We start from the raw sequence: 20,603 nt of genomic DNA on the forward strand, positions 1-20,603 counted from the left end.
CCGGTGGTGGACGTGGCCTCCGCGGCTTCCTAACGTCCTGTCCGGCCCCCGAGCGGACGACGGATTGTCGGTCCCCTCCGGTAGGCAGGAGCCGAACACGTGTTCGGCACGGCGCCGTCCGCCGAGCTCGCGTACTTCCCCTGCGCGCGGTGGTGATGCGGGCGCGCCCGCAAGGAGATGGAGGTACCCCCGTGGCGGTGGCCGACGAGTTCAGCCGACCGTCCGCGACGGCGCCGGAGTACGACCGGCAGCCCCCGCAGGACGTAGCGGCGGAGCAGTCGGTGCTCGGCGGCATGCTGCTGAGCAAGGACGCGATCGCCGACGTCGTGGAGGTCTTGCACGGCAACGACTTCTACCGGCCGGCGCACCAGGTGATCTTCGACTGCATCCTGGATCTCTACGGGCGCGGCGAACCGGCGGACGCGATCACCGTCGCGGCGGAGCTGAACCGGACCGACCAGCTGTCGAAGATGGGCGGCGCTGTCTACCTGCACACGCTCATCCAGTCGACGCCGACGGCGGCGAACGCCGGCTACTACGCCGCGATCGTCGCCGAGCAGGCGGTGCTGCGCCGCCTGGTGGAGGCCGGCACCCGGGTCGTTCAGCTCGGCTACGGCGCAGCCGGCGGCAAGGGCGACGTCGACGACATCGTGGACCGCGCCCAGCAGGAGATCTACGACGTCACCGAGAAGCGCATGAGCGAGGACTACTCGCGCCTCGAGGACGTGCTCCAGCCGACGATGGACGAGCTGGACGCGATCGCCTCCCGCGGTGGCACCGCGCGCGGCGTCCCCACCGGCATCCGCGACCTCGACGAGCTCACCAACGGTCTGCAGGCCGGCCAGATGGTCGTCATCGCGGCCAGGCCTGGGGTGGGCAAGTCGACCCTGGGACTCGACATCGCGCGGTCGGCGACGGTGAAGCACCAGATGCCGGCGGTGATCTTCTCGCTGGAGATGAGCAAGCACGAGATCACCATGCGTCTGCTCTCGGCCGAGGCGAAGGTGCCGCTGCACCACATGCGCGCCGGCACGCTCTCCGACGAGGACTGGGCCAAGCTGGCCCGCCGCATGGGCGAGGTGGCCGACGCCCCCCTCTACATCGACGACTCACCGAACATGACGATGATGGAGATCCGGGCCAAGGCGCGGCGGCTCAAGCAGCGCAACGACCTCAAGCTCGTGGTCATCGACTACCTCCAGCTGATGACCTCGGGCAAGCGGGTCGAGAGCCGCCAGCAGGAGGTCTCGGAGTTCTCCCGTGCGCTGAAGCTGCTGGCCAAGGAGCTCGAGGTCCCGGTCATCGCGATGTCGCAGCTGAACCGTGGCTCGGAGCAGCGGCAGGACAAGAAGCCGATGCTGTCGGACCTCCGTGAGTCCGGCTCGATCGAGCAGGACGCCGACATGGTCATGATGATCCACCGCGAGGACATGTACGAGAAGGAGTCCCCGCGGGCCGGCGAGGCGGACATCATGCTGGTCAAGCACCGCAACGGCCCGACCGCCAACGTCACCGTCGCCTTCCAGGGCCACTACAGCCGCTTCGTCGACATGGCCAACTGAGCAGACCCAGGTCGAGCGACGGCTGAACGCCAGAGGCCCAGAACCGTCACGGTTCTGGGCCTCTGCCGTTCAGCGGCGCCGCTGGATCAGGCGGCGGCCTTCTGCTGCAGCGCGCGGCGGACCTTGGGCCCGCCGGTGGTCATCTTGTACAGCTTGGCCAGCTGCGCCGGGGCGTTCTTCGGCGTCGTCTCGGCCAGCCAGCCGTTGGGCAGCGAGAGCCGGATGACCTTGTGCCACGCGCTCGCGACCTGCTTGTACAGCGGGGCGGAGTGGTAGCTCAGGCCGTAGCGGTCGAAGATCTCCTTCACCCGCGGGGCGATCTCGGCGTACCGGTTGCTGGGGATGTCGGGGAACAGGTGGTGCTCCACCTGGTGCGACAGGTTCCCGGTCATGATGTGCATGGCCTTGCTGCCGGAGATGTTCGCCGAGCCCAGCATCTGGCGGACGTACCACTCACCGCGGGTCTCGCCCTCGATCGAGGTCTTCTCGAAGGTCTCGACGCCCTCGGGGAAGTGCCCGCACATGATCACCGAGTGCGACCAGAGGTTGCGCACCACGTTGGCCGTGAAGTTCGCCGCCAGGGTCGGTACGAACGACGGGCCCGACAGCAGCGGGTGGACGACGTAGTCCTTGGCGGCCTGGTTGCGGATCTTCTTCAGGACCTGCTTGGCGGCGGCGCGGAACGCGGGGTCCTTGCGACGCTTCTTGGTGGCCAGGTTCTTGCCCAGCTCCAGGTCGTACGCCGCGATGCCGTACTCGAAGAAGCAGGCGTTGATGAAGTTCCAGAGCGGCTGCGCCAGGTACATCGGGTGCCACTTCTGGTCCTCGTCGACGCGCATGATGCCGTAGCCGAGGTCGTTGTCCTTGCCGATCACGTTCGTGTACGTGTGGTGCAGCTCGTTGTGCGAGTGCTTCCACTGCTCGGCGGGGCTGGCCATGTCCCACTCCCACGTCGTGGAGTGGATCTTCGGGTCCCGCATCCAGTCCCACTGGCCGTGCAGGATGTTGTGCCCGATCTCCATGTTCTCGAGGATCTTGGCGACCGACAGCCCCGCGGTCCCGAGCACCCAGGCCGGCGGGAACTTCGAGAACAGCAGGACGGCGCGGCTGCCGAGCTCCAGCTTGCGCTGGACGTCGATGACCGTGCGGATGTACTTGGCGTCGTCCTCCCCGAGGCTGTCGCGCACCTCCTGGCGGATGGTGTCGAGCTCCTTGCCGATGAGCTCGATGTCCTCGGGGGTGAGGCGCTCGATCGGGTTGTCGGGCTTCTTCTGGATGACGGTCATGGGGAGCTCCTCTGCTCGGGCTCGGTCAGTGGTCGATGTCGCAGGCGCCGGCGGCGGCGCTGACGCAGGTCTGGATGAGGACGCCGTCCCCGACGTCCTCGGCGGTGGTGATCTCGCCGTTGCGCAGGTCGCGGACCGCACCCGCCCGCATGGGGAGCACGCAGCCGTAGCAGATGCCCATGCGGCACCCGCTCGGCATGAGGACGCCGGCCTCCTCGGCGGCGTCGAGGATCGGCGTGGCACCGTCTGCCTCGAGGGTGGTCCCGTTCTTGGTGAAGGTGACCGTGCCGCCCTCGCCGGTGACGAGGATCCGCGGGCGGAAGCGCTCGGTGTAGAGCCGGTCGGCGATGCCCACCGAGGCCCAGTGCTCCTCCAGCGCCTCCAGCATGCCCACCGGGCCGCAGGCCCAGGTGGCGCGCTCGTGCAGGTCGGGCACCAGCTCGGCGATCGACCGGGCGTCGAGCATCCCGGCGCTGTCGGTGTGCTGCTCGATCAGCCGGATCCGGCCCTCGGCGGCCAGCTGCCGCAGCTCTGCACCGAAGACGACGTCGTCGGCGGTGGGCGCGGAGTGCACCAGCACGGTGTCGGCCAGGCGGTCGACCGAGTTGCGCAGGATGCCCATGACCGGGGTGATGCCGGAGCCGGCGGTGACGAACAGCGCCTTGGCGGGCACCTGCTCGGGCAGGCAGAACTCACCGGTGGCCTGGTCCAGCTGGACGATCGTGCCCGGCTTCACGCGGCGCACCAGGTGGTTGCTCACCTTGCCGTCCGGGATCGCCTTCACGGTGATGGTGAAGCAGCCATCGGCCCGGCCGAGCACCGAGGTGATCGAGTAGGCGCGCCACTGGCGGACGCCGTCGATGTCGATGCCGATGCGCACGTACTGGCCCGGGACGTGCGGCAGCCAGTCGCGACCGGGGCGGATCACGATGGTCGCGGCGTCGCGGGTCTCCCGCTGGACGGCCTCGATCCGGCCGCGCAGGGCCGCTCCGGAGCGGAGCGGGTCGAACAGGTCCAGGTAGTCGACCGGCAGCAGCGGGGTGGTCACCAGCTCGGCGAGCTTGAACACCCTGTCCCGCAGCGCCGTGCGCGACGGCGTGCGAGCCGCGGCGGGGCGCGGAGCGGTGGCTGTCATGCACTTAGCTTTCCCAGTCCACCTGCCAGATACCTGTGCCGCTGACGTGAATCGGGCGGTAGCTTCTGTTCCCGGAGAACAAAGGAGGCACGATGTCGCTGGACGCCGCACCGTTCCCGGAGGCCGTGGCGGCGGCGATGCGCACCGAGCTGCCCGCGGTCGCCGAGCGCGCCGTCGAGGAGATCATCGTGGCCGTCCCGGGCTACGCCGACGCCTTCCTCGGTCCCATGGGACGCAAGATCTCCACCGCGGTCGAGCTGGCGCTGCGGGGTTTCCTCCAGCTGGCCGCCGTCGGGGGCAACGTGGACGCCGGCACGCCGGGCGGCCCGGTCGTCGAGGCGGCCTACGCCCTGGGCCGCGGCGAGGCGCGCAGCGGCCGCTCGATGGACGCGCTGCTGGCCGCCTACCGGGTCGGCGCGCGGGTGTCGTGGCGGGACATGAGCGCCACCGCCGTCCGCGCGGGCCTGGACCCCATGTCGCTGGCCCGGTTCGCCGAGCTCGTCTTCGCCTACATCGACCAGCTCTCCGCCGCGAGCGTCGCCGGGCACGCCGACGAGCTGGCCTCCAGCGGCCGGGTGCGCCAGCGCCAGCTGGAGCGGCTGGCGCGGGGCCTGCTCATCGGCAGCCCGCACAGGGAGCTGGCCGAGATGGCGGAGCGGGCGGAGTGGACCCCGCCGCGCACGCTGACCGTTGTGCTGCTGCCCGAGGGCAGGGTCCGCGGGGTGATGGTCTCCCTCGACCCGCGCACGCTCGTGACCGCCGAGGACCTGCCCGGGCTGGATCCCGCCGAGGAGCTGGCGGCGCTGCTCGTGCCGGATGCCGAGGGCGCGGCGCGAGGGGCGCTGCTGCGCGGCCTGGCCGGCCGCCGGGCGGTGGTCGGGCCCGCCCGGCCCTGGTGGGGCGCCCAGGCCTCCTACGGCCGCGTGGTGCGCGCCCTCCGCCTGGGCATGGCAGCGGTCGAGGACGCGCCCCTGGACACCGACGCCCGGCTCGCCGAGCTGGTGCTGCGGGCCGACGAGGAGGCGCTGGCCGACCTGCGGGTGCGGGCGCTGGCCCCGCTGGAGGAGGTGGGGGAGAGCGCCCGGGAGAAGCTGACCGAGACGCTGCGCTCCTGGCTGCTGCACCACGGCCGGCGCGACCAGGTCGCCGCGGCGCTGTTCGTGCACCCGCAGACCGTGCGCTACCGGATGACCCAGCTGCGCCAGCTCTACGGCCCCCGGCTGGAGGACCCGCGGACGGTGCTGGAGCTCACCGTCGCGCTCGGCGTCGCGCCGGCGCCCCCGGCGCCCGGTGGGCCGGGGTGACCCTCGGGTCGGGCGCGGCCCGGCTGGTCGAGGAGGTGCGGACGGCGGTCGGCGCCGACCGGGACGACGTGGCGCCGGTGGTGCACGGGCGCACCGGCCTGGCCGGCCCCCTGGACGTCCCGGGGCTCGCGGTAGGTGCGGTCGCCGCCCAGCTGCTCGCCGCCCGAGCGCTCGACGACGATGCGCTCGACGACGGTGCGCTCGACGACGGTGCGCCGGCCCGGGTCCGGATCGACGCCGGGCACGTCGCCGCCTCCTTCGCCGGCGAGCGGCACGTCAGGTTTCACGGGAAACCGGCCGGTGGCGGATTCGCCCCGCTGTCGCGCTTCTGGCGGACCGCCGACGGCTGGGTGCGGCTGCACGGCAACTACCCGCGCCACCGCGCCGCCGTCCGCGTGGTGCTCGGCGAGGAGGTGGCGTCGGCCGCGCTGGAGTGGCGCGCCGAGGAGCTGGAGACGGCGGTGGTGGCGGCCGGCGGTGCGGCGGCCGCCGTCCGGAGCGCGGCGGCCTGGGCCGCGCACCCGCAGGCGGCGGCGCTGCACGGGCAGCCGCTGGTGGTGGTGACCCGGGCGGCGGAGCACCCGGGACGCCGGGTGCGCCTCCGCGGGTTGCGGGTGCTCGACCTGACCCGCGTCATCGCCGGCCCCGTCGCCACGCGGGCACTGGCCGCGCAGGGTGCGGACGTCCTCCGGGTCGACTCCCCGCGCGCACCCGACGACCCGGGGCTGCTGCTCGACACCGGCGCGGGCAAGCGGCACGTGCTGCTCGACCTCGCGCACCGGCACGACCGCGGCCGGGTGGAGGAGCTGCTGGCCGGGGCCGACGTCGTCGTCCAGGGATACCGGCCGGGCGCGCTCGACGCGCACGGTCTCGATCCCGGGTCGCTGGCCGGGCGCCACCCGCACCTGGTGGTCGCCCGCCTGTCGGCGTGGGGCACCCGCGGGCCGTGGGGGAGCCGCCGGGGGTTCGACTCGCTGGTCCAGGCGGCGACCGGCATCGCCGTGCTCTACGGCGACGGCGGCGCGCCCGGTGCGCTGCCCGTGCAGGCGCTCGACCACGCGACCGGGCACCTGGCCGCGGCCGCCGTCCTCGGCCTGCTGCGTCGCCAGCGCGACGAGGGAGGCGGCTGGTGCGCCGAGCTCTCCCTCGCCGCCACGGCGCACCACCTGCTCGCGGCGGGGCCTGCCGACGAACCACCGGGGCCGGCACCGGACCCGGGGCCGTGGCTGGTCGAGCTCCCGTCGCCGGCCGGACCGGTGACCGTCGTCGCGCCACCGGGTGCACCTGCACGGCCGACGGGGGCATTGCTGCCGCCCCACGCCCGGCCGCGCTGGCTCCCCTGACGACCCGGCCGCCGATCCGCCAGGCTGACGCGGTGACCGTCGACCTGACCGCCGCCGCAGGGTTCCTCGCCAGCGCCGGGCGGGTGCTGGACCGCCGCCGCTTCGAGTTCCTGTTCGACGGGGGGCCGCTGGAGCCGGTGCTCGCCGCCGTCGAGGGCTACCGCAACGCCGACGGTGGCTACGGGTGGGGGCTCGAGCCGGACCTGCGCTCGGCCACCAGCCAGCCCGGCGGGGCGCTGCACGCGCTCGAGGTGTTCGCCGACGTCACGCCGGCCACCACGGCGCAGGCCCGCGAGCTCTGCGACTGGCTCGCGGCGGCGAGCCTGCCCGACGGCGGACTGCCCTTCGCACTGCCGGTCCCCGATCCGGCCGCCTGCGCCCCGTTCTGGACCGGCGCCGACCCGACCCGGTCGTCGCTGCAGATCACCGCCGTCGTCGCCGCGACCGCGCACCAGGTCGCCGCAGGCGATCCGGCCGTGGCCCGGCACCCGTGGCTGGACCGGGCGACCGGCTACTGCCTCGACGCCGTCGGTGAGGTGGACGGCGGCACCCACGCCATGGAGCTGGCCTTCGCGGTCCGGTTCCTCGACGCCGTCGCCGCGGCCCGGCCGGAGGCGGCGGGCCTGGTGGAGCGGCTGTCCGCCTTCGTCCCGGACGACGGCCGGCTGCACGTGGCCGGGGGCGCCGTCGACGAGTACATGCGGCCGCTGGATTTCGCGCCCCTGCCCGGCGGCCCGGCGCGGACCCTGTTCGCCCCCGGCGTCGTGGACGCCGAGCTCGACCGGCTGGCGGAGGGGCAGCAGGCCGACGGCGGGTGGGCGGTGGACTTCGGCAGCTTCTCCCCCGCGGCCGCGCTGGAGTGGCGCGGCCACCGCACGGTGCAGGCGCTCGTGCTCCTGCGGGCCAACGGGCGGCTCTGAGCGCCCCGGAGGCACACGCCATCCGCCGGGCGGCCGGCGTGCGGACACCGGGTACGCCGTGCGGTTCGCCGATGACCCTGATGGGCCGCACGGCGCCCTGGTGAGGTCAGGCGGGGCGCAGCAGCGCGACCAGGAACTCCGAGTCGGGTGTGAACGGCCGCAGGTCCCAGGTCGAGAGCAGCAGGTCGGGCGCCCAGCCGGCCGCCTGCGCGTCGGCGAGGAACTCGTCGAAGTCGTAGCCGCGTCCGGCACCGAAACCGATCGCCGCCCGGCCCTCGGGGGCGACGTGGGCGCGCAACCGCCGCAGCACTGCCCCGCGGGTCGACGGCGCGAGGAACGCCATGACGTTCCCGGCGCTCACGATCGCATCGAAGGGCTCGTCGATGCCCCGGGCCGGCAGGTCGAGTTCGGCGAGGTCGCCGACCAGCCACCGCGGGCCCGGGTGGTCCTCCTCGGCCGCCGCGATGAGCACCGGGTCGACGTCGACCCCCACCACCCGGTGGCCCACCTCGTGCAGGTGCCCGCCGACCCGCCCGGGGCCGCACCCGGCGTCCAGGACCCGCGATCCGCGAGGCAGCATCGCGTCGACCAGCCGCGCCTCACCCACCAGGTCCATCCCCTGCTCGGCGAGCGTGCGGAACCGCTGCACGTAGGCCGCCGAGTGGGAGGGGTCCTCCTCGGTCAGGCGGATCCAGGCGCTGGGTTCGGGACGTGCGGCCATGGAGCCGTTCTACAGGTGGGGGTGCCCGGTGCGCAGGACCGGGCGGGTGTCACGCGGGAGGTCTCCAGTCGGGCGGGTCGGTGGGCTGCAGCGCCGGGTCGTCGGCGGCCAGCGTGCGCACCGGCCCGGGCGGCGTCAACGGCCCCTCGAAGCGCACCGTCACCCGGCCCAGGCCCCGGCCCCACACCCAGCCGGCGCCGAGTTCCTCGTGCCGCACGTCCTGGCCGGGCCACCACCGCTTCTCGACCGGCAGCGGCGGCTCCGCGGTCGCCTGCGGTTCGGGCGCCGCGGCCTCCTCGCCGGTCTCGTCGTCCTCGGCGGTGAAGAGATCGCCCTGCGCGTAGAGGGAGAGCCCGGAGACCCCGACGCCGAGCAGCCGCAGCCCGCCACTGGTGCCGGCCTCGGTGAGCAGCCGTCGGGCGGTGGCGCCGATCAGCCGGGCGTCGTCGGTCGGCTGCGGCAGCGTCTGCGAGCGGGTGATCGTGGTGAAGTCGTACCGGCGGAGCTTCAGCGTGACCGTGCGCCCCGAGTAGGCCGACGCGCGGAGCCGGTTCCCCACCCGGGCCGCCATCGAGTCGATCTCGCGGTTCAGCACGGCGAGGTCGGTGAGATCCCGCTCGAAGGTCTCCTCGTGCGACACCGACTTCACCTCCCGGTCGGGGACGACGGCGCGGTCGTCCTCGGCGCGGGCCAGGGCGTGCAGCCCCGCGCCGTGCGCGCGGCCCGCCAGCGCCACCAGGTCCGGGAGCGACTTGGCGGCGAGGTCGCCCACCGTCCGCACGCCGACCTGGTGCAGCCGCTCCGCCGTCGCCGGGCCGACGCCGCCGAGCCGGGTGACCGGCAGCGGATGCAGGAGGTCGAGCTCGGCGCCCGGGGCCACGACGACGAGGCCGTCGGGCTTCTCGAGGTCGGAGGCGATCTTGGCCATCAGCTTCGAGCTGCCGATGCCGACCGACCCGGTGACCCCGCCGGTGGCCGCGGCGATGCGCTCCTTGAGCCTCTCGGCTAGTTCCGTCACACCGGAAACCGAGAGGTCGTGCCCGGGTCCCGCGGCGAGGTCGACGTACGCCTCGTCGATCGAGACGGGTTCCACCAGGGGTGAGAGCTCGCGCAGCAGATCCATGACGACGTCGGAGGTGCGGCGGTAGGCGGCGAACCGGCCGCCGAGGAAGGCGGTGCCCGCGGGGCAGCGCCGGCGGGCCTCCGCCGTGGACATCGCCGAGCGCGCGCCGTACGCCCGCGCCTCGTAGGAGGCGGTGGCGACGACGCCCCGGCCGCCCACGCCGCCGACGACGACCGGCCGGCCGCGCAGCGAGGGCTTGTCCCGCTGCTCGACCGCGGCGAAGAAGGCGTCGAGGTCCAGGTGCAGGATGCTCGCCTCCCGCCTCATGCCACCGATGATCGCCCGTCGCGCCCCGCGGCAGGCGGATGACCCTCCGGGGCAGGGACGGCGGCGGGGCCGATCCGGTCCCGGCGGCGCGAGCGGGCCCACGGTGCCGCGGAGCCGGTGGTGCCCTTCCCCCGGTGCCCGGGTCGGCGGGCTCACGGGCGCTGGCCGCTCCGGAGAGCGGCCCGGGCTCCGAGGTGTGACAGCCCGGCGGTCGCCGTCCATGCCGTGCCGAGAGCGGCGGCCGCACCGGCGACGACCGTGGGCGCCCATGACGGCTCCTGGTGGACGACGTCACCGGTGGCCGGGTCCGTCCACGTGCAGGCGACCCCGAGGGGCAGCGCTGATGCGGTGACCCGGACCTGCCACGTCTCGTACGGCGGGCTGTACGGCGCTCCCCGCGACGAGCAGGCCTCGTGGCGGCCGTCGCCGAGCGCCGGCGCCCACGCCACCGCGAGGGTGCCCAGGGTGAGCAGGGCCGCGAGCGCGAGAACGGCCACCCCGGGACGGGCGGGCACCCGCCACCGCCTCGGGTTCCGCCCGCCCAGGACCACCTCCGCCGCCCTCAGCCCTCGGTGAGGGCGGCGGCGGGCAGCCAGTCGGCGTCGAGCAGTTCGGCGATCTCCCGCAGCGAGGAGGTGTCCGCGCCGGCCGTGGAGCCGCTCACCGCGAGCCGCTCCACCATCACCCGCGCGACCTGCTCCTCCACCGTGTCGGCGGCGAAGGCCACCCGCCACGGCGAGGAGCGCCCGTCGCGGTGGGTGCGCCCGGTGACCTGCCGGGCCTGGATGCCGGAGAAGCGCGGCTGGTGGAACAGCCCCACGCGCGGGATCTCCGAGGCCGTGGAACCGTCGGGCAGCAGCTCCCCGGCGTGCAGGCTCATCGACGCCGTGACGGTGAAGACGCAGACCGCGGCGTCCCCCCGCTGGAAGCGCAGCCGTTCGGCCTCGACGTCGAACCGGTCGCGGCCGTAGATCCCGGCCACCGGGATCCCCGCGTCGAGCAAGGCCTGACGGATCGGGTCGGCCGCCGTCTCCACGAACTCCACCGACACCGCGACCTGCCGCTCGGCCTCGACCTGCGCCTTGATCCAGTCGACCGTGGCCTGCACACGGATCAGCCCGGCCTTCTGGCGGAACCGGAGCAGGGCGGCCCGGCCTCGCGCGGTCTGCCGGCTGCGCCGCGCCAGGCGCATCTCGGCCCGGAACTCCGACCACTCCGCCTCGTACTGCGTCCGCTCGGCCGGGGTGAGCAGCACCGGGGTGCCGGTCACCGACACCGGCCCCCACGGCGCGGGACGGTGCAGCGTGGCCGGCGGGTCTGCGTCGGCGAGCCAGGACTGCAGGCGGGCCAGGTCCGCCCGGCGCGCGTCGGCGTCCTCGGTCCACTGCCAGCCGTAGCGGCCACGTTCCACGTGGAACGTGTGCCGCTCCAGCGCCTTCGGGAGGTCGGCCCACTCCTTGATCGACTCCCCGTGCCGGGCGGCGAACTCGGGCGCCAGGTAGGGCAGTTCCAGCGGCGTGTGCGCCGGCGTCGCGGTCGCGGCGAGCACGTACGGGGTGTCCTTGACCCGGGCGGCGCCGGAGACGGCCTTCCAGTGCCTCCAGCGCTGGGTGGTCGTGTGCCGCACCATGTGCGCCTCGTCGGCGACGACGACGTCGAACCGCAGCCTGGCCACCTTGCCCAGTCGATCCCAGGTGGTGACGCACCAGCGCAGCCCGCCGTCGCCGAACCCGGCGATGGAGCGGGCCCAGTGCGGGATGGTGATGGCGGCCGGTCGGTCGGCGATGACCAGCACCGTGCGCACCGGTCGCTGCGCGGCGATCTCGTGCACCGCCAGGATCGCGGTCCCGGTCTTGCCCACGCCCGGGTCGTCGCCGAGGAGGAAGACCCGCCCGCCCGCGGCGGCGTGCGCGGCGACGACGGCGGCGCCCTCCTCCTGCTGGGGGCGCGGGACGAGCGCGGGGGTGACCGGCAGCGGACGCGGCGCCTCGTTCAGCTCGTCCTCGAGGAAGCGCTCGAGGCTGTAGGCGGGCGGGTCGTACGGCGCGAGCTCGGGCGGGAGCGCCCGGCCGACCCACACGTGCGCCTGCAGCCCGGGGTGCCAGACGGCTCCCGGAGCCGGGGCGCGGAAGGGCACGGCGAGCACCCACACCCGTTCGCCCGGACCGGCCGTGGGCAGCTCGGGAGCGGTCTTCTTCGGCGCCGGCCTCCGCGGGGAGGCCTTCCGGGTCGCCGTCGTCCGGCGCGTGCGCGTGCTGCCGCCCGTGCTGCGGCTGCTGCCCGCGCTCCGGCGTCGTCCTGGCATGGCCACCCCCCCCGTCGATCCTCCGGCACCGTAGAGGCCGGGGGTGACGGCCCCGGGCAGGCGGCCAGCGCGCCGTCCTCGGATCGTCACGCGATCGACATGCCACCGGGCTGCCCGGATGCGGTAGACCGGTCGGTGACAGCAGCCGGCGCTCGATCGGTCTCCCGTCGTCCGCCGGTCCGGATGCGACGTCTGGGCAGCGATGCCCGCGCGGGAGGACCCGATGACCAGAGCCCTGCGTCTCCTGCTCGCCGCCCTCGTCGCCGTGGCGGCCGTGGTGCTGCAGCCCGCCGTCGCCTCGGCCGCGGAGCGGACCGTGACCTACACGGTGTCCACGCGCGGCACGGTCGTCGGCGACCTGGGCCACTTCGCCACCGTGGCGCGCGATGCGCTCAACGACCCGAGAGGGTGGAGTCTCGGTGGCACCGTGGCGTTCGAGCAGGTGGGCTCGGGCAGCGAGTTCGACCTCATCCTGGCGTCGCCGTCCGTGATCGCCGCCGCCTCCCCGGGATGCAGCGCCCAGTGGAGCTGCCGGGTGGGGCGCTCGGTCTACATCAACGACGAGCGGTGGCGCTTCGGCACGGCGTCGTGGCCGCACGGCATCGACACCTACCAGCGCTACGTCATCAACCACGAGGTCGGGCACTGGATCGGCTTGGGGCACACCGACTGCCCCACCGCCGGCCGGACGGCGTGGGTGATGCAGCAGCAGTCGATCTCCCTGCAGAGCTGCCGGGCCAACGTGTGGCCCGTCATCGCCGAGCGCGAGCGGGCGGGCTCCCTGCTGGGGGTCTCCGTCGGCTGGTCGGCGATCGAGGCGCACTACCGGGCTCTGGGCCAGGAGGGCGGGATCCTGGGTGTGCCGGTGGACTGGGAGCAGCGCTCGCCGGACGGCGTCGGCGCGTATCAGAACTTCGCCCGCCCGGCGACGATCTACTGGAGTCCGGCGACGGGGGCGCACGAGATCTACGGGGCCATCCGCGGGCACTACGGGTCGCTGGGCTACGAGCTCGGGGTGCTGGGCTACCCGACGACCGGCGAACGCGGCTCACCGGACGGCGTCGGGCGGTACCAGAACTTCTCGCGCCCGGGGACCATCTACTTCACGCCGGCGACGGGGGCGCACGAGATCTACGGCGCGATCCGGGGGCACTACGGGTCGCTGGCGTACGAGCTGGGTCCGCTGGGCTACCCGATCACCGGCGAGCGGGGCTCACCGGACGGGGTGGGCCGGTACCAGAACTTCTCCCGGCCTGGCGGTGCCTCGATCTACTTCACGCCGAGCACGGGGGCGCACGAGGTCTACGGGCCGATCTGGTCCCGCTGGGGGGAGACCGGCTGGGAGCTGGGACAGCTCGGCTACCCGGTGAGCGGTGTCTACGACGTCGCCGGCGGCAGCCGGACGGACTTCGAGGGCGGTCACATCACCCTGGACGACGCGACCGGCGAGACCGAGGTCGTGTTCGACTGACCGCGGAGCCGCACGGCACCGCACGCTCTGGTGGAATCGCCGGGTGACGGAGAACGCCGAGGAAGCCCTGCACGCCCGGACGCTGGGCGAGGCCGGCCCGCGCGTGGTGTTCGTCCACGGTCTGTTCGGCCAGGGCAAGAACTGGACGACGATCGCCAAGGGCCTGGCCGACGACCACCGGGTGACCCTCCTGGACCTGCCCAACCACGGCCACTCCCCGTGGACCGAGCGGGTGGACTACGTGGACATGGCCGAGATGGTCGCGGCCGAGCTGGAGTCGTTCGGCGAGCCGGCCACGCTCGTCGGGCATTCCATGGGCGGCAAGGTCGCGATGCAGCTGGCGCTGCGCCGGCCGGAGCTGCTGCGGGCGCTCGTCGTGGTCGACATCGCACCGGTCGAGTACCCGCTGCAGGGTGGCCGCACCGAGGACCCCGACGAGGAGGCCTCGCCGTTCGCCGCGTTCATCGCCGCGATGCGGGCGGTGGACCTGGAGGCGCTGGAGTCCCGCGCCGACGCCGAGGCCGCCCTGCGTGCCGCCGTCCCCAGCCGGATGGTGCGCAGCTTCCTGCTGCAGAGCCTGAGCCGGGAGGAGGAGGGCGACGGCTGGCACTGGCGGCTGAACCTCGAGCTCCTCGAGCGGGACCTCGGCGAGCTGCGCGGCTTCCCCGAGCCCCCGCCCGGCGCGACCTTCGACGGGCCGGTGCTCTGGATCGCCGGGGCGAACTCGCACTACGTGCTCCCGGAGGACCGGCCGCACATGGATGCGATCTTCCCGTCCACGCGCCTGGTGAAGGTGAAGAACGCCGGGCACTGGGTGCACTCCGAGCAGCCCGACATCTTCCTCGCGACGCTGCGTCGGTTCCTCGAGGCGGTGGAGTGACCGTCACCCGGTCGCTCCTGCTGTTCGCGCTGGCGGCGGTCGCCGAGATCGGCGGTGCCTGGCTCGTCTGGCAGGGGGTGCGTGAGCACCGCGGCTGGCTGTGGATCGGCGCGGGGGTGATCGCGCTCGGCCTGTACGGGTTCGTCGCGACGCTGCAGCCCGACGCCCACTTCGGCCGGATCCTCGCCGCCTACGGCGGTGTCTTCGTGGCGGGTTCGCTGGCCTGGGGCATGGTCGTCGACGGGTTCCGCCCCGACCGCTACGACGTCGCGGGCGCGCTGATCTGCCTCGTCGGCGTCGCGGTGATCATGTACGCCCCGCGGGGCGCATAGCGGTCAGCGGGGTGCCGCCGGTGGGTCAGGGGCCGGCGCGGCTGAGGATCTCGGTGCCGTCGGGCCGGTAGGTGCGCCACTGGCTCGTGCCGGGATCCCGGCGGAGGGTGAAGCCGCCTTCGTGGCAGCTGGTGTGGTGCCGTTCGCAGAGCAGCGCCCCGTTGTCGCAGCTCGTCGGCCCGCCGTGCGCCCAGTGGACGACGTGGTGGACGTCGCACCACTCCGGCGGGGCGTCGCAGCCGGCGAAGACGCAGTGCCCGTCGCGGACCTCGACGGCCCGGCGGATCGCCGCCGACGCGGTCCGCTGCGCGCGCCCGACGTCCAGCGGCAGCCCGTCGGGGCCGGTGATGACGCGGGCGACGCCGGCGTCGCAGGCCAGCCGGCGTGCCGTCTCGGGGTTGATGGGACCGGCCCAGCCCAGGGATCCGCCGGCCACGCCGGGTGCGCCGCGGGCGGCGCACAGGGGGAACCAGTCGATCGTCACGCGCACGTGCGGCCGTTCACCGCGGACGTCGGGGAGCAAGCCGCCGTCGAGAGCCCCGCGAGCCAGCGCGACCAGCGCATCGGCCTGCCGCTCGGCGTGGGAGCGGAGGTCACCGGCGGGGCGGTCGCCGTTCATGAGTGCGGTGAGCGCGCTGTGCAGGTACTCACCGCCGACGGCATCGAGGTCACCGCGCAGGTGCACCCGCCCGTCGAGCCCCGACGCCATGGTGAACCGGCGGCGGACGTCGGCGGCGTCGTCCAGGGTCCCGTCGGGATCCACCCCGGCGACCCACTCCTTGACCGCCCCGAGCGGTCTCGTTCGGGGCGGTGGCCCGGGCCAGGTCGGCCAGGATGCCGTCGGTCTCGCCGAGGTCGATACCGATCTCGGCGGCCTTGGCGATCCGGCCAGGCGTCATGGCCTTCGTGATCGCCCGGGCATGCGCCGCACTGATCGCCCCGGCTGCGAACGCTGCCGCGGTCCCTGGGAGCTGTTCGAGCCGCCGGCCCGTCGAGACCGTCGTCGTGGCTTGCTCGGGGGCCATGCGGCAGCTACCCCGCAGCCAAGCCTTCATGGAGACGGCGCCGTCGCGGCGGTAGGCCTCCCGGCGATCGGCCGCGCGCACGGCGGTGGTCAGCGACGCGGTGACCCGGTTGACCGCGGTGCTCAGCTCACCGACCAGGTCCAGCAGCGTGTCATCCGACAGCCCGCCCAGGTCGATCGACGCCAGCTCGTCCAGGGCAGAACGCAGCTCGGACACCGGCTGCCTCCCTCCCGCCAGGACCTCCTCCGACACCCCGACACTAGGCCGGGGGTACGACAGAAACCGCAGGTCAGAAGGTGTGTGCCGCTCACGCGCCTCGTCCGGGCGCTCCCCAGTCGGGGTGGTCCTGCCGCGCGCCGAACCCGCAGCGTCACCGCCGACCGCCACGATGGGGCGACCGCCGGGGACGTGCTCCCGGCGCGGCAGCCACAGGAGCGAGCAGATGACGTACCCCGGTCCGACCCACCCCGGCGCCGACGACCCGTACCGGCCGGCCCCGGCGGCGTGGGGCCAGCAGCCGGCTACCCACGGCGGCCCGCCGCCGTCCGGCGGCGGGAGCTACGGCCCGCCCGCCTTCGCTCCGTACGGTCAGCCCGGCCCCTACGGCCCGCCGTACCCCGGCCCCTACGGCCAGCCCCCCTACGGTGGGTACCCGTACGCGCCGCCGCAGTGCACCAACGGCATGGCCATCGCGTCGCTCGTGCTGGGCATCCTCTGGCTGTACTGGATCGGCAGCATCCTGGCGCTGGTCTTCGGCTACCTCGCCAAACGGCAGATCCAGGAGCGCGGCGAGGCCGGCGGTGGCATGGCGACGGCGGGGATCGTCCTCGGCTGGATCGGCGTGGGCTTCTTCGCCCTGTTCGTGCTCTTCGGGATCGCCCGCGCCACCGGCTTCTGAGCCCGGCGGCCCCTGGAACCCGAGCCGCTCCGCTGCCATCCTGACCGGGTGCGGCAGGAGTCGGTGGTGCACCGCCCGCACCCGGCGCTGCGCCCGTACGTGGCTGCCGCGGTCGGCTACCGGCACGAGGGCTTCCCGCCGGGGGAGCACCTGGGCCTCCCCTCCCCCTGGCTGACCGTCGTCCTCACCCTCGACCACCCGCTGGAGCTGGCCGCGCACCCGGATCCCGCGCAGCCCCCCGGCCGGTTCGACGCCCTCGTCGGCGGGCTGCACACCCGCCCGGCGCGGATCGTCCACCCCGGCCGGCAGGCCGGCATCCAGCTCTCCCTCAGCCCGCTCGGCGCCCGGGCCCTGCTGGGGGTGCCGGCCGGCGCGCTCGCCTCGGTGGACGTCGCCCTGGCGGACCTGCTGGGCCCCGCCGGTGCGGAGCTGCTCGCCCGGGTCCGCGCCGCCGAGGGCTGGGCGGCGAGGTTCGCCGCTCTGGACGACGGGCTGCTGCGCCGGCTGCGGGACGACGACGCCGGCCCGGTCGAGGTGGTCGAGGCCTGGCGGCTGACCACGGCGGGCGGCGGGCGGCTGCTGGTCTCGCAGGTGGCCGACCGGGTCGGCTGGTCCACCCGGCACCTCGAGCAGCGGTTCCGCGCCGAGACAGGGCTGGGGCCCAAGGAGGCGGCCCGCGTGGTGCGCTTCGACCGGGCTCGCCGCGGGCTCGCCCGGCGCGCCTCCCGCGGCCTGTCGCCGGACCTCGCCGGGCTCGCCGTCGCCACCGGGTTCAGCGACCAGGCGCACCTGACCCGGGAGTGGCGGGCGTTCTCCGGGCTGGCGCCGACCCGCTGGCTGGCGGCGGAGTTCGGATACGTGCAAGACACCTCCGTGCTGGACTCGGCACTCTCGGGCGCATGACGAACCCGATGACCACCGCAGAGACACCCGACGCGGGCCAGGCCCCGCCGCCCCAGGTGTGGCCCGCCTTCCGCGCCCGCGACGCCCGGGCGCTCATCCGCTTCCTCGTGGACGCCTTCGGCTTCGAGGAGACCGCCACCTACGGGGACGGCGAGCGGGTCGACCACGCCCAGCTCGACTGGCCCGAGGGCGGCGGCGTCATGCTCGGCTCGGTCCGTGACGACGGCGGCCAGTGGCCGGTGGAGTCCACCGGCTGCTACGTGGTCACGGCCGACCCGGACGCCGTGCACGCCCGCGCGGTCGCCGCCGGAGCCGAGATCGTCCGGCCGCCGTACGACACCGACTACGGGTCGCGCGACTTCGCCGTCCGCGACCCCGAGGGCAATCTCTGGCAGTTCGGCACCTACCGCGGCGAGCCGCGCCGCACCGGCTGAGCTCGCGCGGGACCGGCGCGGACGCCAAGATCACCGGTATGAGCGACGCCCGCGCCGGACAGCCCGCCCAGCCCGCCGACCTGATCGACGTGGCGTCGCTGGTCAGCGCGTACTACACCGTCGAGCCCGACCCCGCCGAACCCGCGCAGCAGGTCGTCTTCGGCACCTCCGGGCACCGCGGGTCGTCGCTCGACGCGGCCTTCAACGAGGCGCACATCCTCGCCACCACCCAGGCGATCTGCGAGTACCGCGCCGCGCAGGGGTTCGACGGGCCGCTCTTCCTGGGGCGCGACACCCACGCGCTCTCCGAGCCGGCCTGGGCGACGGCCCTGGAGGTGCTGGCGGCCAACGACGTGACCGTCCTGGTCGACGCCGGCGGCCGGTACACCCCCACCCCGGCCATCAGCCACGCGATCCTCCGGGCCAATCAGGGCAAGGAGTCGGGCCTGGCGGACGGCGTCGTCGTCACCCCGTCCCACAACCCGCCGCGCGACGGCGGGTTCAAGTACAACCCGCCCAGCGGCGGGCCCGCCGACACCGACGCCACCGGCTGGATCGCCGGGCGGGCCAACGACCTGCTGCGCGCCGGCCTCAGCGGCGTCCGCCGCGTCCCGGTGGAGCAGGCGCGCGCCGCGGCGCAGAGCTACGACTTCCTGGGCACCTACGTCGACGACCTCCCCGGCGTCGTCGACCTGGACGCGATCCGCCAGGCCGGCGTCCGGATCGGCGCCGACCCCCTGGGCGGCGCCAGCGTCGACTACTGGGCGGCGATCGCCGAGCGCCACCGGCTCGACCTGACCGTCGTCAACCCGCTGGTCGACCCCACCTGGCGGTTCATGACGCTGGACTGGGACGGCAAGATCCGCATGGACTGCTCGTCCCCGCACGCGATGGCCTCGCTGGTCGACCGTCGGCACGAGTTCCAGATCGCCACCGGCAACGACGCGGACGCCGACCGGCACGGCATCGTCACCCCCGACGGCGGGCTGATGAACCCCAACCACTTCCTGGCCGTCGCGATCGCCTACCTGCTCAGCCACCGCCCCGGCTGGGCCAAGGAGGTCGCCGTCGGCAAGACCCTGGTGTCCAGCTCGCTCATCGACCGGGTGGTGAAGGACCTGGACCGGCGGCTGGTCGAGGTCCCCGTCGGCTTCAAGTGGTTCGTGCCGGGCCTCCTCGACGGGTCGGTCGCCTTCGGCGGCGAGGAGTCGGCCGGCGCCTCCTTCCTGCGCCGCGACGGCGGGGTCTGGACGACGGACAAGGACGGCATCCTCCTCGCGCTGCTCGCCGCCGAGATCCAGGCCGTGACCGGGCGGTCGCCGTCCAGGCTGCACAAGCAGCTGACCGACCACTTCGGGGAGTCGGCCTACGCCCGCATCGACGCCCCGGCGACCCGCGCCGAGAAGGCGGCCCTGGGCAAGCTCGCGCCGGAGGACGTCTCGGCCACCGAGCTGGCCGGCGAGCCGATCACCGCCAAGCTCACCCGCGCGCCGGGCAACGACGCCCCGATCGGCGGCCTCAAGGTGACGACGGAGAACGCCTGGTTCGCCGCCCGACCGTCGGGCACCGAGGACGTCTACAAGATCTACGCGGAGTCCTTCCGCGGCCCCGAGCACCTGGCGCAGGTGCAGGAGGAGGCCCGCGCCGTCGTGGCGACCGCGCTCGGGAGCTGACGCCGGGCCCGCCGGTCAGCGGGTGAGCAGCCCGCCGACCACCGTCATCGCGAGGAGCAGCACCGGGACGCCGGCCAGGAGGGCCACCTGCCCGCGGGTGAACGGCGCCGTGTCGGCGCCGGTGCGCGGGTCGAGGACCGGGTCGGCGTCCTCGCCCCGCCGTGCGGCGAGCACGAAGCGCGCGGTGCAGGCGGCCAGGACCAGCGCGCCGGCCGCGGCGACCGCCCAGGCGGGGAGCCCCAGCAGCGAGGCGTCACCCGCGGCCAGGGACCACAGCCCGTCGGCGAGGGCGAACCCGCCCAGCCCGGTGAGCAGCGCCACGAGCACGTCCCAGCCGGTCAGCGTCCCCCGCAGCGTGGCGAGCGGGCCGGCGGGGCGGATGCCCAGGGCTGCTGCCACCTCGTCGGCGTACTGCTTCGGGCTCCCGAAGGCCTCGCGCGGGTGCTCGCCGGTCTCGGCGACGTGGCTCTGCACCTCGGCGAGCACCTCACCGATCCGCGTGCCCGGCACGTCGCGGAGGCGCAGGCGCAGCAGCAGGTCGTCGCACCAGGCCTGCTCGGTGCTGTTCAGCAGCTTCCCCATGGCGGGCTCCTCAGACGGGGACGGACGGGGACGAGAGCAGGCCGGTGGCCCGCTCGGTGAACACGCGCCACTGGCCGGCGCGCTCCTGCAGGGCCTGCCCACCGGCGGCGGTCAGCGTGAAGAACTTGCGCCCGGGGCCGCCGTCGCCGGCCGCCCAGGAGGAGGAGACCAGCCCCTCGGCCTCCAGCCGGGTCAGGATCGGGTACAGCGTGCCGCCCTTCACCGATCCCAGCCCGGCCTCGGCGAGGCGCGCGGCGATGGCGTAGCCGTACGTCGGCCCGTCGGCGACGACGCGCAGCACGCACAGCGAGAGGACGCCGCGCAGCCACTCCCCGGGCCAGCGCTCCTCCGTCACGCGGCGGACGGTACCGACGACTAGTCAGGCGCGCAAGCTACTCAGGGGCCCGACCCACGGGGCAGCGGTCCGGTCGGCCGCCGC

The 20,603-nt window shown here is 74.6% G+C and carries 21 protein-coding genes; 11 read left to right on the forward strand and 10 right to left on the reverse strand.

From position 1 onward, the window contains the following. Nucleotides 1-191: 191 nt before the first annotated feature. Nucleotides 192-1,562 carry a replicative DNA helicase gene (dnaB, locus tag ACI794_RS10410; RefSeq protein WP_456603682.1) on the forward strand — a complete coding sequence of 457 codons (1,371 nt, stop codon included), beginning with the start codon at nucleotides 192-194 and terminating at the stop codon, nucleotides 1,560-1,562. Nucleotides 1,563-1,648: 86 nt separating this feature from the next. On the opposite strand, the gene ACI794_RS10415 is transcribed toward dnaB, so the two are convergent. Then, nucleotides 1,649-2,848 carry a fatty acid desaturase family protein gene (locus ACI794_RS10415; RefSeq protein WP_456582742.1) on the reverse strand — a complete coding sequence of 400 codons (1,200 nt, stop codon included), beginning with the start codon at nucleotides 2,846-2,848 and terminating at the stop codon, nucleotides 1,649-1,651. Between the two features lie 25 nt (nucleotides 2,849-2,873). After that, nucleotides 2,874-3,983, reverse strand: coding sequence for a ferredoxin reductase (locus ACI794_RS10420; RefSeq protein ID WP_456603683.1), 1,110 nt, complete (start codon nucleotides 3,981-3,983; stop codon nucleotides 2,874-2,876). 92 nt (nucleotides 3,984-4,075) lie between these two features. Here ACI794_RS10420 and ACI794_RS10425 point away from each other — a divergent pair, with 92 nt between their 5' ends. The 3 genes from ACI794_RS10425 to ACI794_RS10435 are packed head-to-tail and all read left to right on the forward strand — an operon-like array spanning nucleotide 4,076 to nucleotide 7,550. Beyond that, on the forward strand, nucleotides 4,076-5,287 hold the full coding sequence (locus ACI794_RS10425; RefSeq protein ID WP_456603684.1) for a PucR family transcriptional regulator: 1,212 nt from the start codon (nucleotides 4,076-4,078) through the stop codon (nucleotides 5,285-5,287). Continuing rightward, the gene (locus ACI794_RS10430; protein WP_456603685.1) at nucleotides 5,284-6,630 is read left to right on the forward strand and encodes a CoA transferase; all 1,347 of its coding nucleotides are present in this window, start codon (nucleotides 5,284-5,286) and stop codon (nucleotides 6,628-6,630) included. Before ACI794_RS10425 ends, ACI794_RS10430 begins: the two co-directional genes overlap by 4 nt. A 32-nt stretch (nucleotides 6,631-6,662) precedes the next feature. After that, complete coding sequence (locus ACI794_RS10435; protein WP_456603686.1) at nucleotides 6,663-7,550, forward strand: hypothetical protein; 888 nt, start codon at nucleotides 6,663-6,665, stop codon at nucleotides 7,548-7,550. 106 nt (nucleotides 7,551-7,656) lie between these two features. Here the strand turns inward: ACI794_RS10435 and ACI794_RS10440 are convergent, their stop codons facing one another. The 4 genes from ACI794_RS10440 to ACI794_RS10455 all read right to left on the reverse strand — a co-directional run bounded on the left by ACI794_RS10440 (nucleotide 7,657) and on the right by ACI794_RS10455 (nucleotide 11,966). Further along, complete coding sequence (locus tag ACI794_RS10440; protein ID WP_456616328.1) at nucleotides 7,657-8,271, reverse strand: class I SAM-dependent methyltransferase; 615 nt, start codon at nucleotides 8,269-8,271, stop codon at nucleotides 7,657-7,659. 49 nt (nucleotides 8,272-8,320) lie between these two features. After that, complete coding sequence (locus tag ACI794_RS10445; RefSeq protein WP_456616329.1) at nucleotides 8,321-9,661, reverse strand: DNA polymerase IV; 1,341 nt, start codon at nucleotides 9,659-9,661, stop codon at nucleotides 8,321-8,323. Nucleotides 9,662-9,813: 152 nt separating this feature from the next. After that, nucleotides 9,814-10,176 (reverse strand): hypothetical protein, encoded by a 363-nt coding sequence (locus tag ACI794_RS10450; protein WP_456616330.1) that lies wholly within the window; start codon nucleotides 10,174-10,176, stop codon nucleotides 9,814-9,816. A 47-nt stretch (nucleotides 10,177-10,223) separates the two neighbouring features. Continuing rightward, nucleotides 10,224-11,966: a helicase gene (locus ACI794_RS10455; protein ID WP_456616331.1), complete on the reverse strand. Its 1,743-nt coding sequence runs from the start codon at nucleotides 11,964-11,966 to the stop codon at nucleotides 10,224-10,226. Between the two features lie 223 nt (nucleotides 11,967-12,189). On the opposite strand from ACI794_RS10455, the gene ACI794_RS10460 reads away from it, so the two are divergent. From ACI794_RS10460 to ACI794_RS10470, 3 genes are read left to right on the forward strand one after another with little or no spacing between them, the layout of a single operon-like run. Beyond that, nucleotides 12,190-13,437, forward strand: coding sequence for a DUF3152 domain-containing protein (locus ACI794_RS10460; RefSeq protein WP_456603692.1), 1,248 nt, complete (start codon nucleotides 12,190-12,192; stop codon nucleotides 13,435-13,437). Between the two features lie 43 nt (nucleotides 13,438-13,480). Beyond that, nucleotides 13,481-14,317 (forward strand): alpha/beta fold hydrolase, encoded by an 837-nt coding sequence (locus tag ACI794_RS10465; protein ID WP_456603693.1) that lies wholly within the window; start codon nucleotides 13,481-13,483, stop codon nucleotides 14,315-14,317. Next, nucleotides 14,314-14,649: a YnfA family protein gene (locus tag ACI794_RS10470; RefSeq protein ID WP_456603694.1), complete on the forward strand. Its 336-nt coding sequence runs from the start codon at nucleotides 14,314-14,316 to the stop codon at nucleotides 14,647-14,649. Before ACI794_RS10465 ends, ACI794_RS10470 begins: the two co-directional genes overlap by 4 nt. A gap of 25 nt (nucleotides 14,650-14,674) precedes the next feature. On the opposite strand, the gene ACI794_RS10475 is transcribed toward ACI794_RS10470, so the two are convergent. Together ACI794_RS10475 and ACI794_RS10480 are read right to left on the reverse strand one after the other, a co-directional pair. Further along, entirely contained in the window at nucleotides 14,675-15,412 is a 738-nt protein-coding gene (locus ACI794_RS10475; protein ID WP_456616332.1) for a DUF222 domain-containing protein, read from the reverse strand. After that, nucleotides 15,318-15,890, reverse strand: coding sequence for a DUF222 domain-containing protein (locus tag ACI794_RS10480; protein WP_456616333.1), 573 nt, complete (start codon nucleotides 15,888-15,890; stop codon nucleotides 15,318-15,320). The genes ACI794_RS10475 and ACI794_RS10480 overlap by 95 nt, the downstream gene beginning before the upstream one ends. Nucleotides 15,891-16,116: 226 nt before the next feature. Here ACI794_RS10480 and ACI794_RS10485 point away from each other — a divergent pair, with 226 nt between their 5' ends. From ACI794_RS10485 to pgm, 4 genes are read left to right on the forward strand one after another with little or no spacing between them, the layout of a single operon-like run. After that, the gene (locus ACI794_RS10485) at nucleotides 16,117-16,572 is read left to right on the forward strand and encodes a DUF4190 domain-containing protein (RefSeq protein ID WP_456616334.1); all 456 of its coding nucleotides are present in this window, start codon (nucleotides 16,117-16,119) and stop codon (nucleotides 16,570-16,572) included. A 48-nt stretch (nucleotides 16,573-16,620) separates the two neighbouring features. Beyond that, complete coding sequence (locus ACI794_RS10490; protein WP_456603697.1) at nucleotides 16,621-17,475, forward strand: helix-turn-helix domain-containing protein; 855 nt, start codon at nucleotides 16,621-16,623, stop codon at nucleotides 17,473-17,475. Further along, nucleotides 17,472-17,909 carry a VOC family protein gene (locus ACI794_RS10495; protein WP_456603698.1) on the forward strand — a complete coding sequence of 146 codons (438 nt, stop codon included), beginning with the start codon at nucleotides 17,472-17,474 and terminating at the stop codon, nucleotides 17,907-17,909. The genes ACI794_RS10490 and ACI794_RS10495 overlap by 4 nt, the downstream gene beginning before the upstream one ends. Nucleotides 17,910-17,947: 38 nt before the next feature. Then, nucleotides 17,948-19,582 carry a phosphoglucomutase (alpha-D-glucose-1,6-bisphosphate-dependent) gene (gene pgm, locus ACI794_RS10500; protein WP_456603699.1) on the forward strand — a complete coding sequence of 545 codons (1,635 nt, stop codon included), beginning with the start codon at nucleotides 17,948-17,950 and terminating at the stop codon, nucleotides 19,580-19,582. 15 nt (nucleotides 19,583-19,597) lie between these two features. Here the strand turns inward: pgm and ACI794_RS10505 are convergent, their stop codons facing one another. Together ACI794_RS10505 and ACI794_RS10510 are read right to left on the reverse strand one after the other, a co-directional pair. Next, nucleotides 19,598-20,164 carry an HAAS signaling domain-containing protein gene (locus tag ACI794_RS10505; RefSeq protein WP_456603700.1) on the reverse strand — a complete coding sequence of 189 codons (567 nt, stop codon included), beginning with the start codon at nucleotides 20,162-20,164 and terminating at the stop codon, nucleotides 19,598-19,600. 10 nt (nucleotides 20,165-20,174) lie between these two features. Next, on the reverse strand, nucleotides 20,175-20,519 hold the full coding sequence (locus ACI794_RS10510) for a PadR family transcriptional regulator (protein ID WP_456582760.1): 345 nt from the start codon (nucleotides 20,517-20,519) through the stop codon (nucleotides 20,175-20,177). Nucleotides 20,520-20,603 lie beyond the last annotated feature (84 nt).

It is taken from the genome of Blastococcus sp. SYSU DS0541 (genome assembly GCF_054050875.1).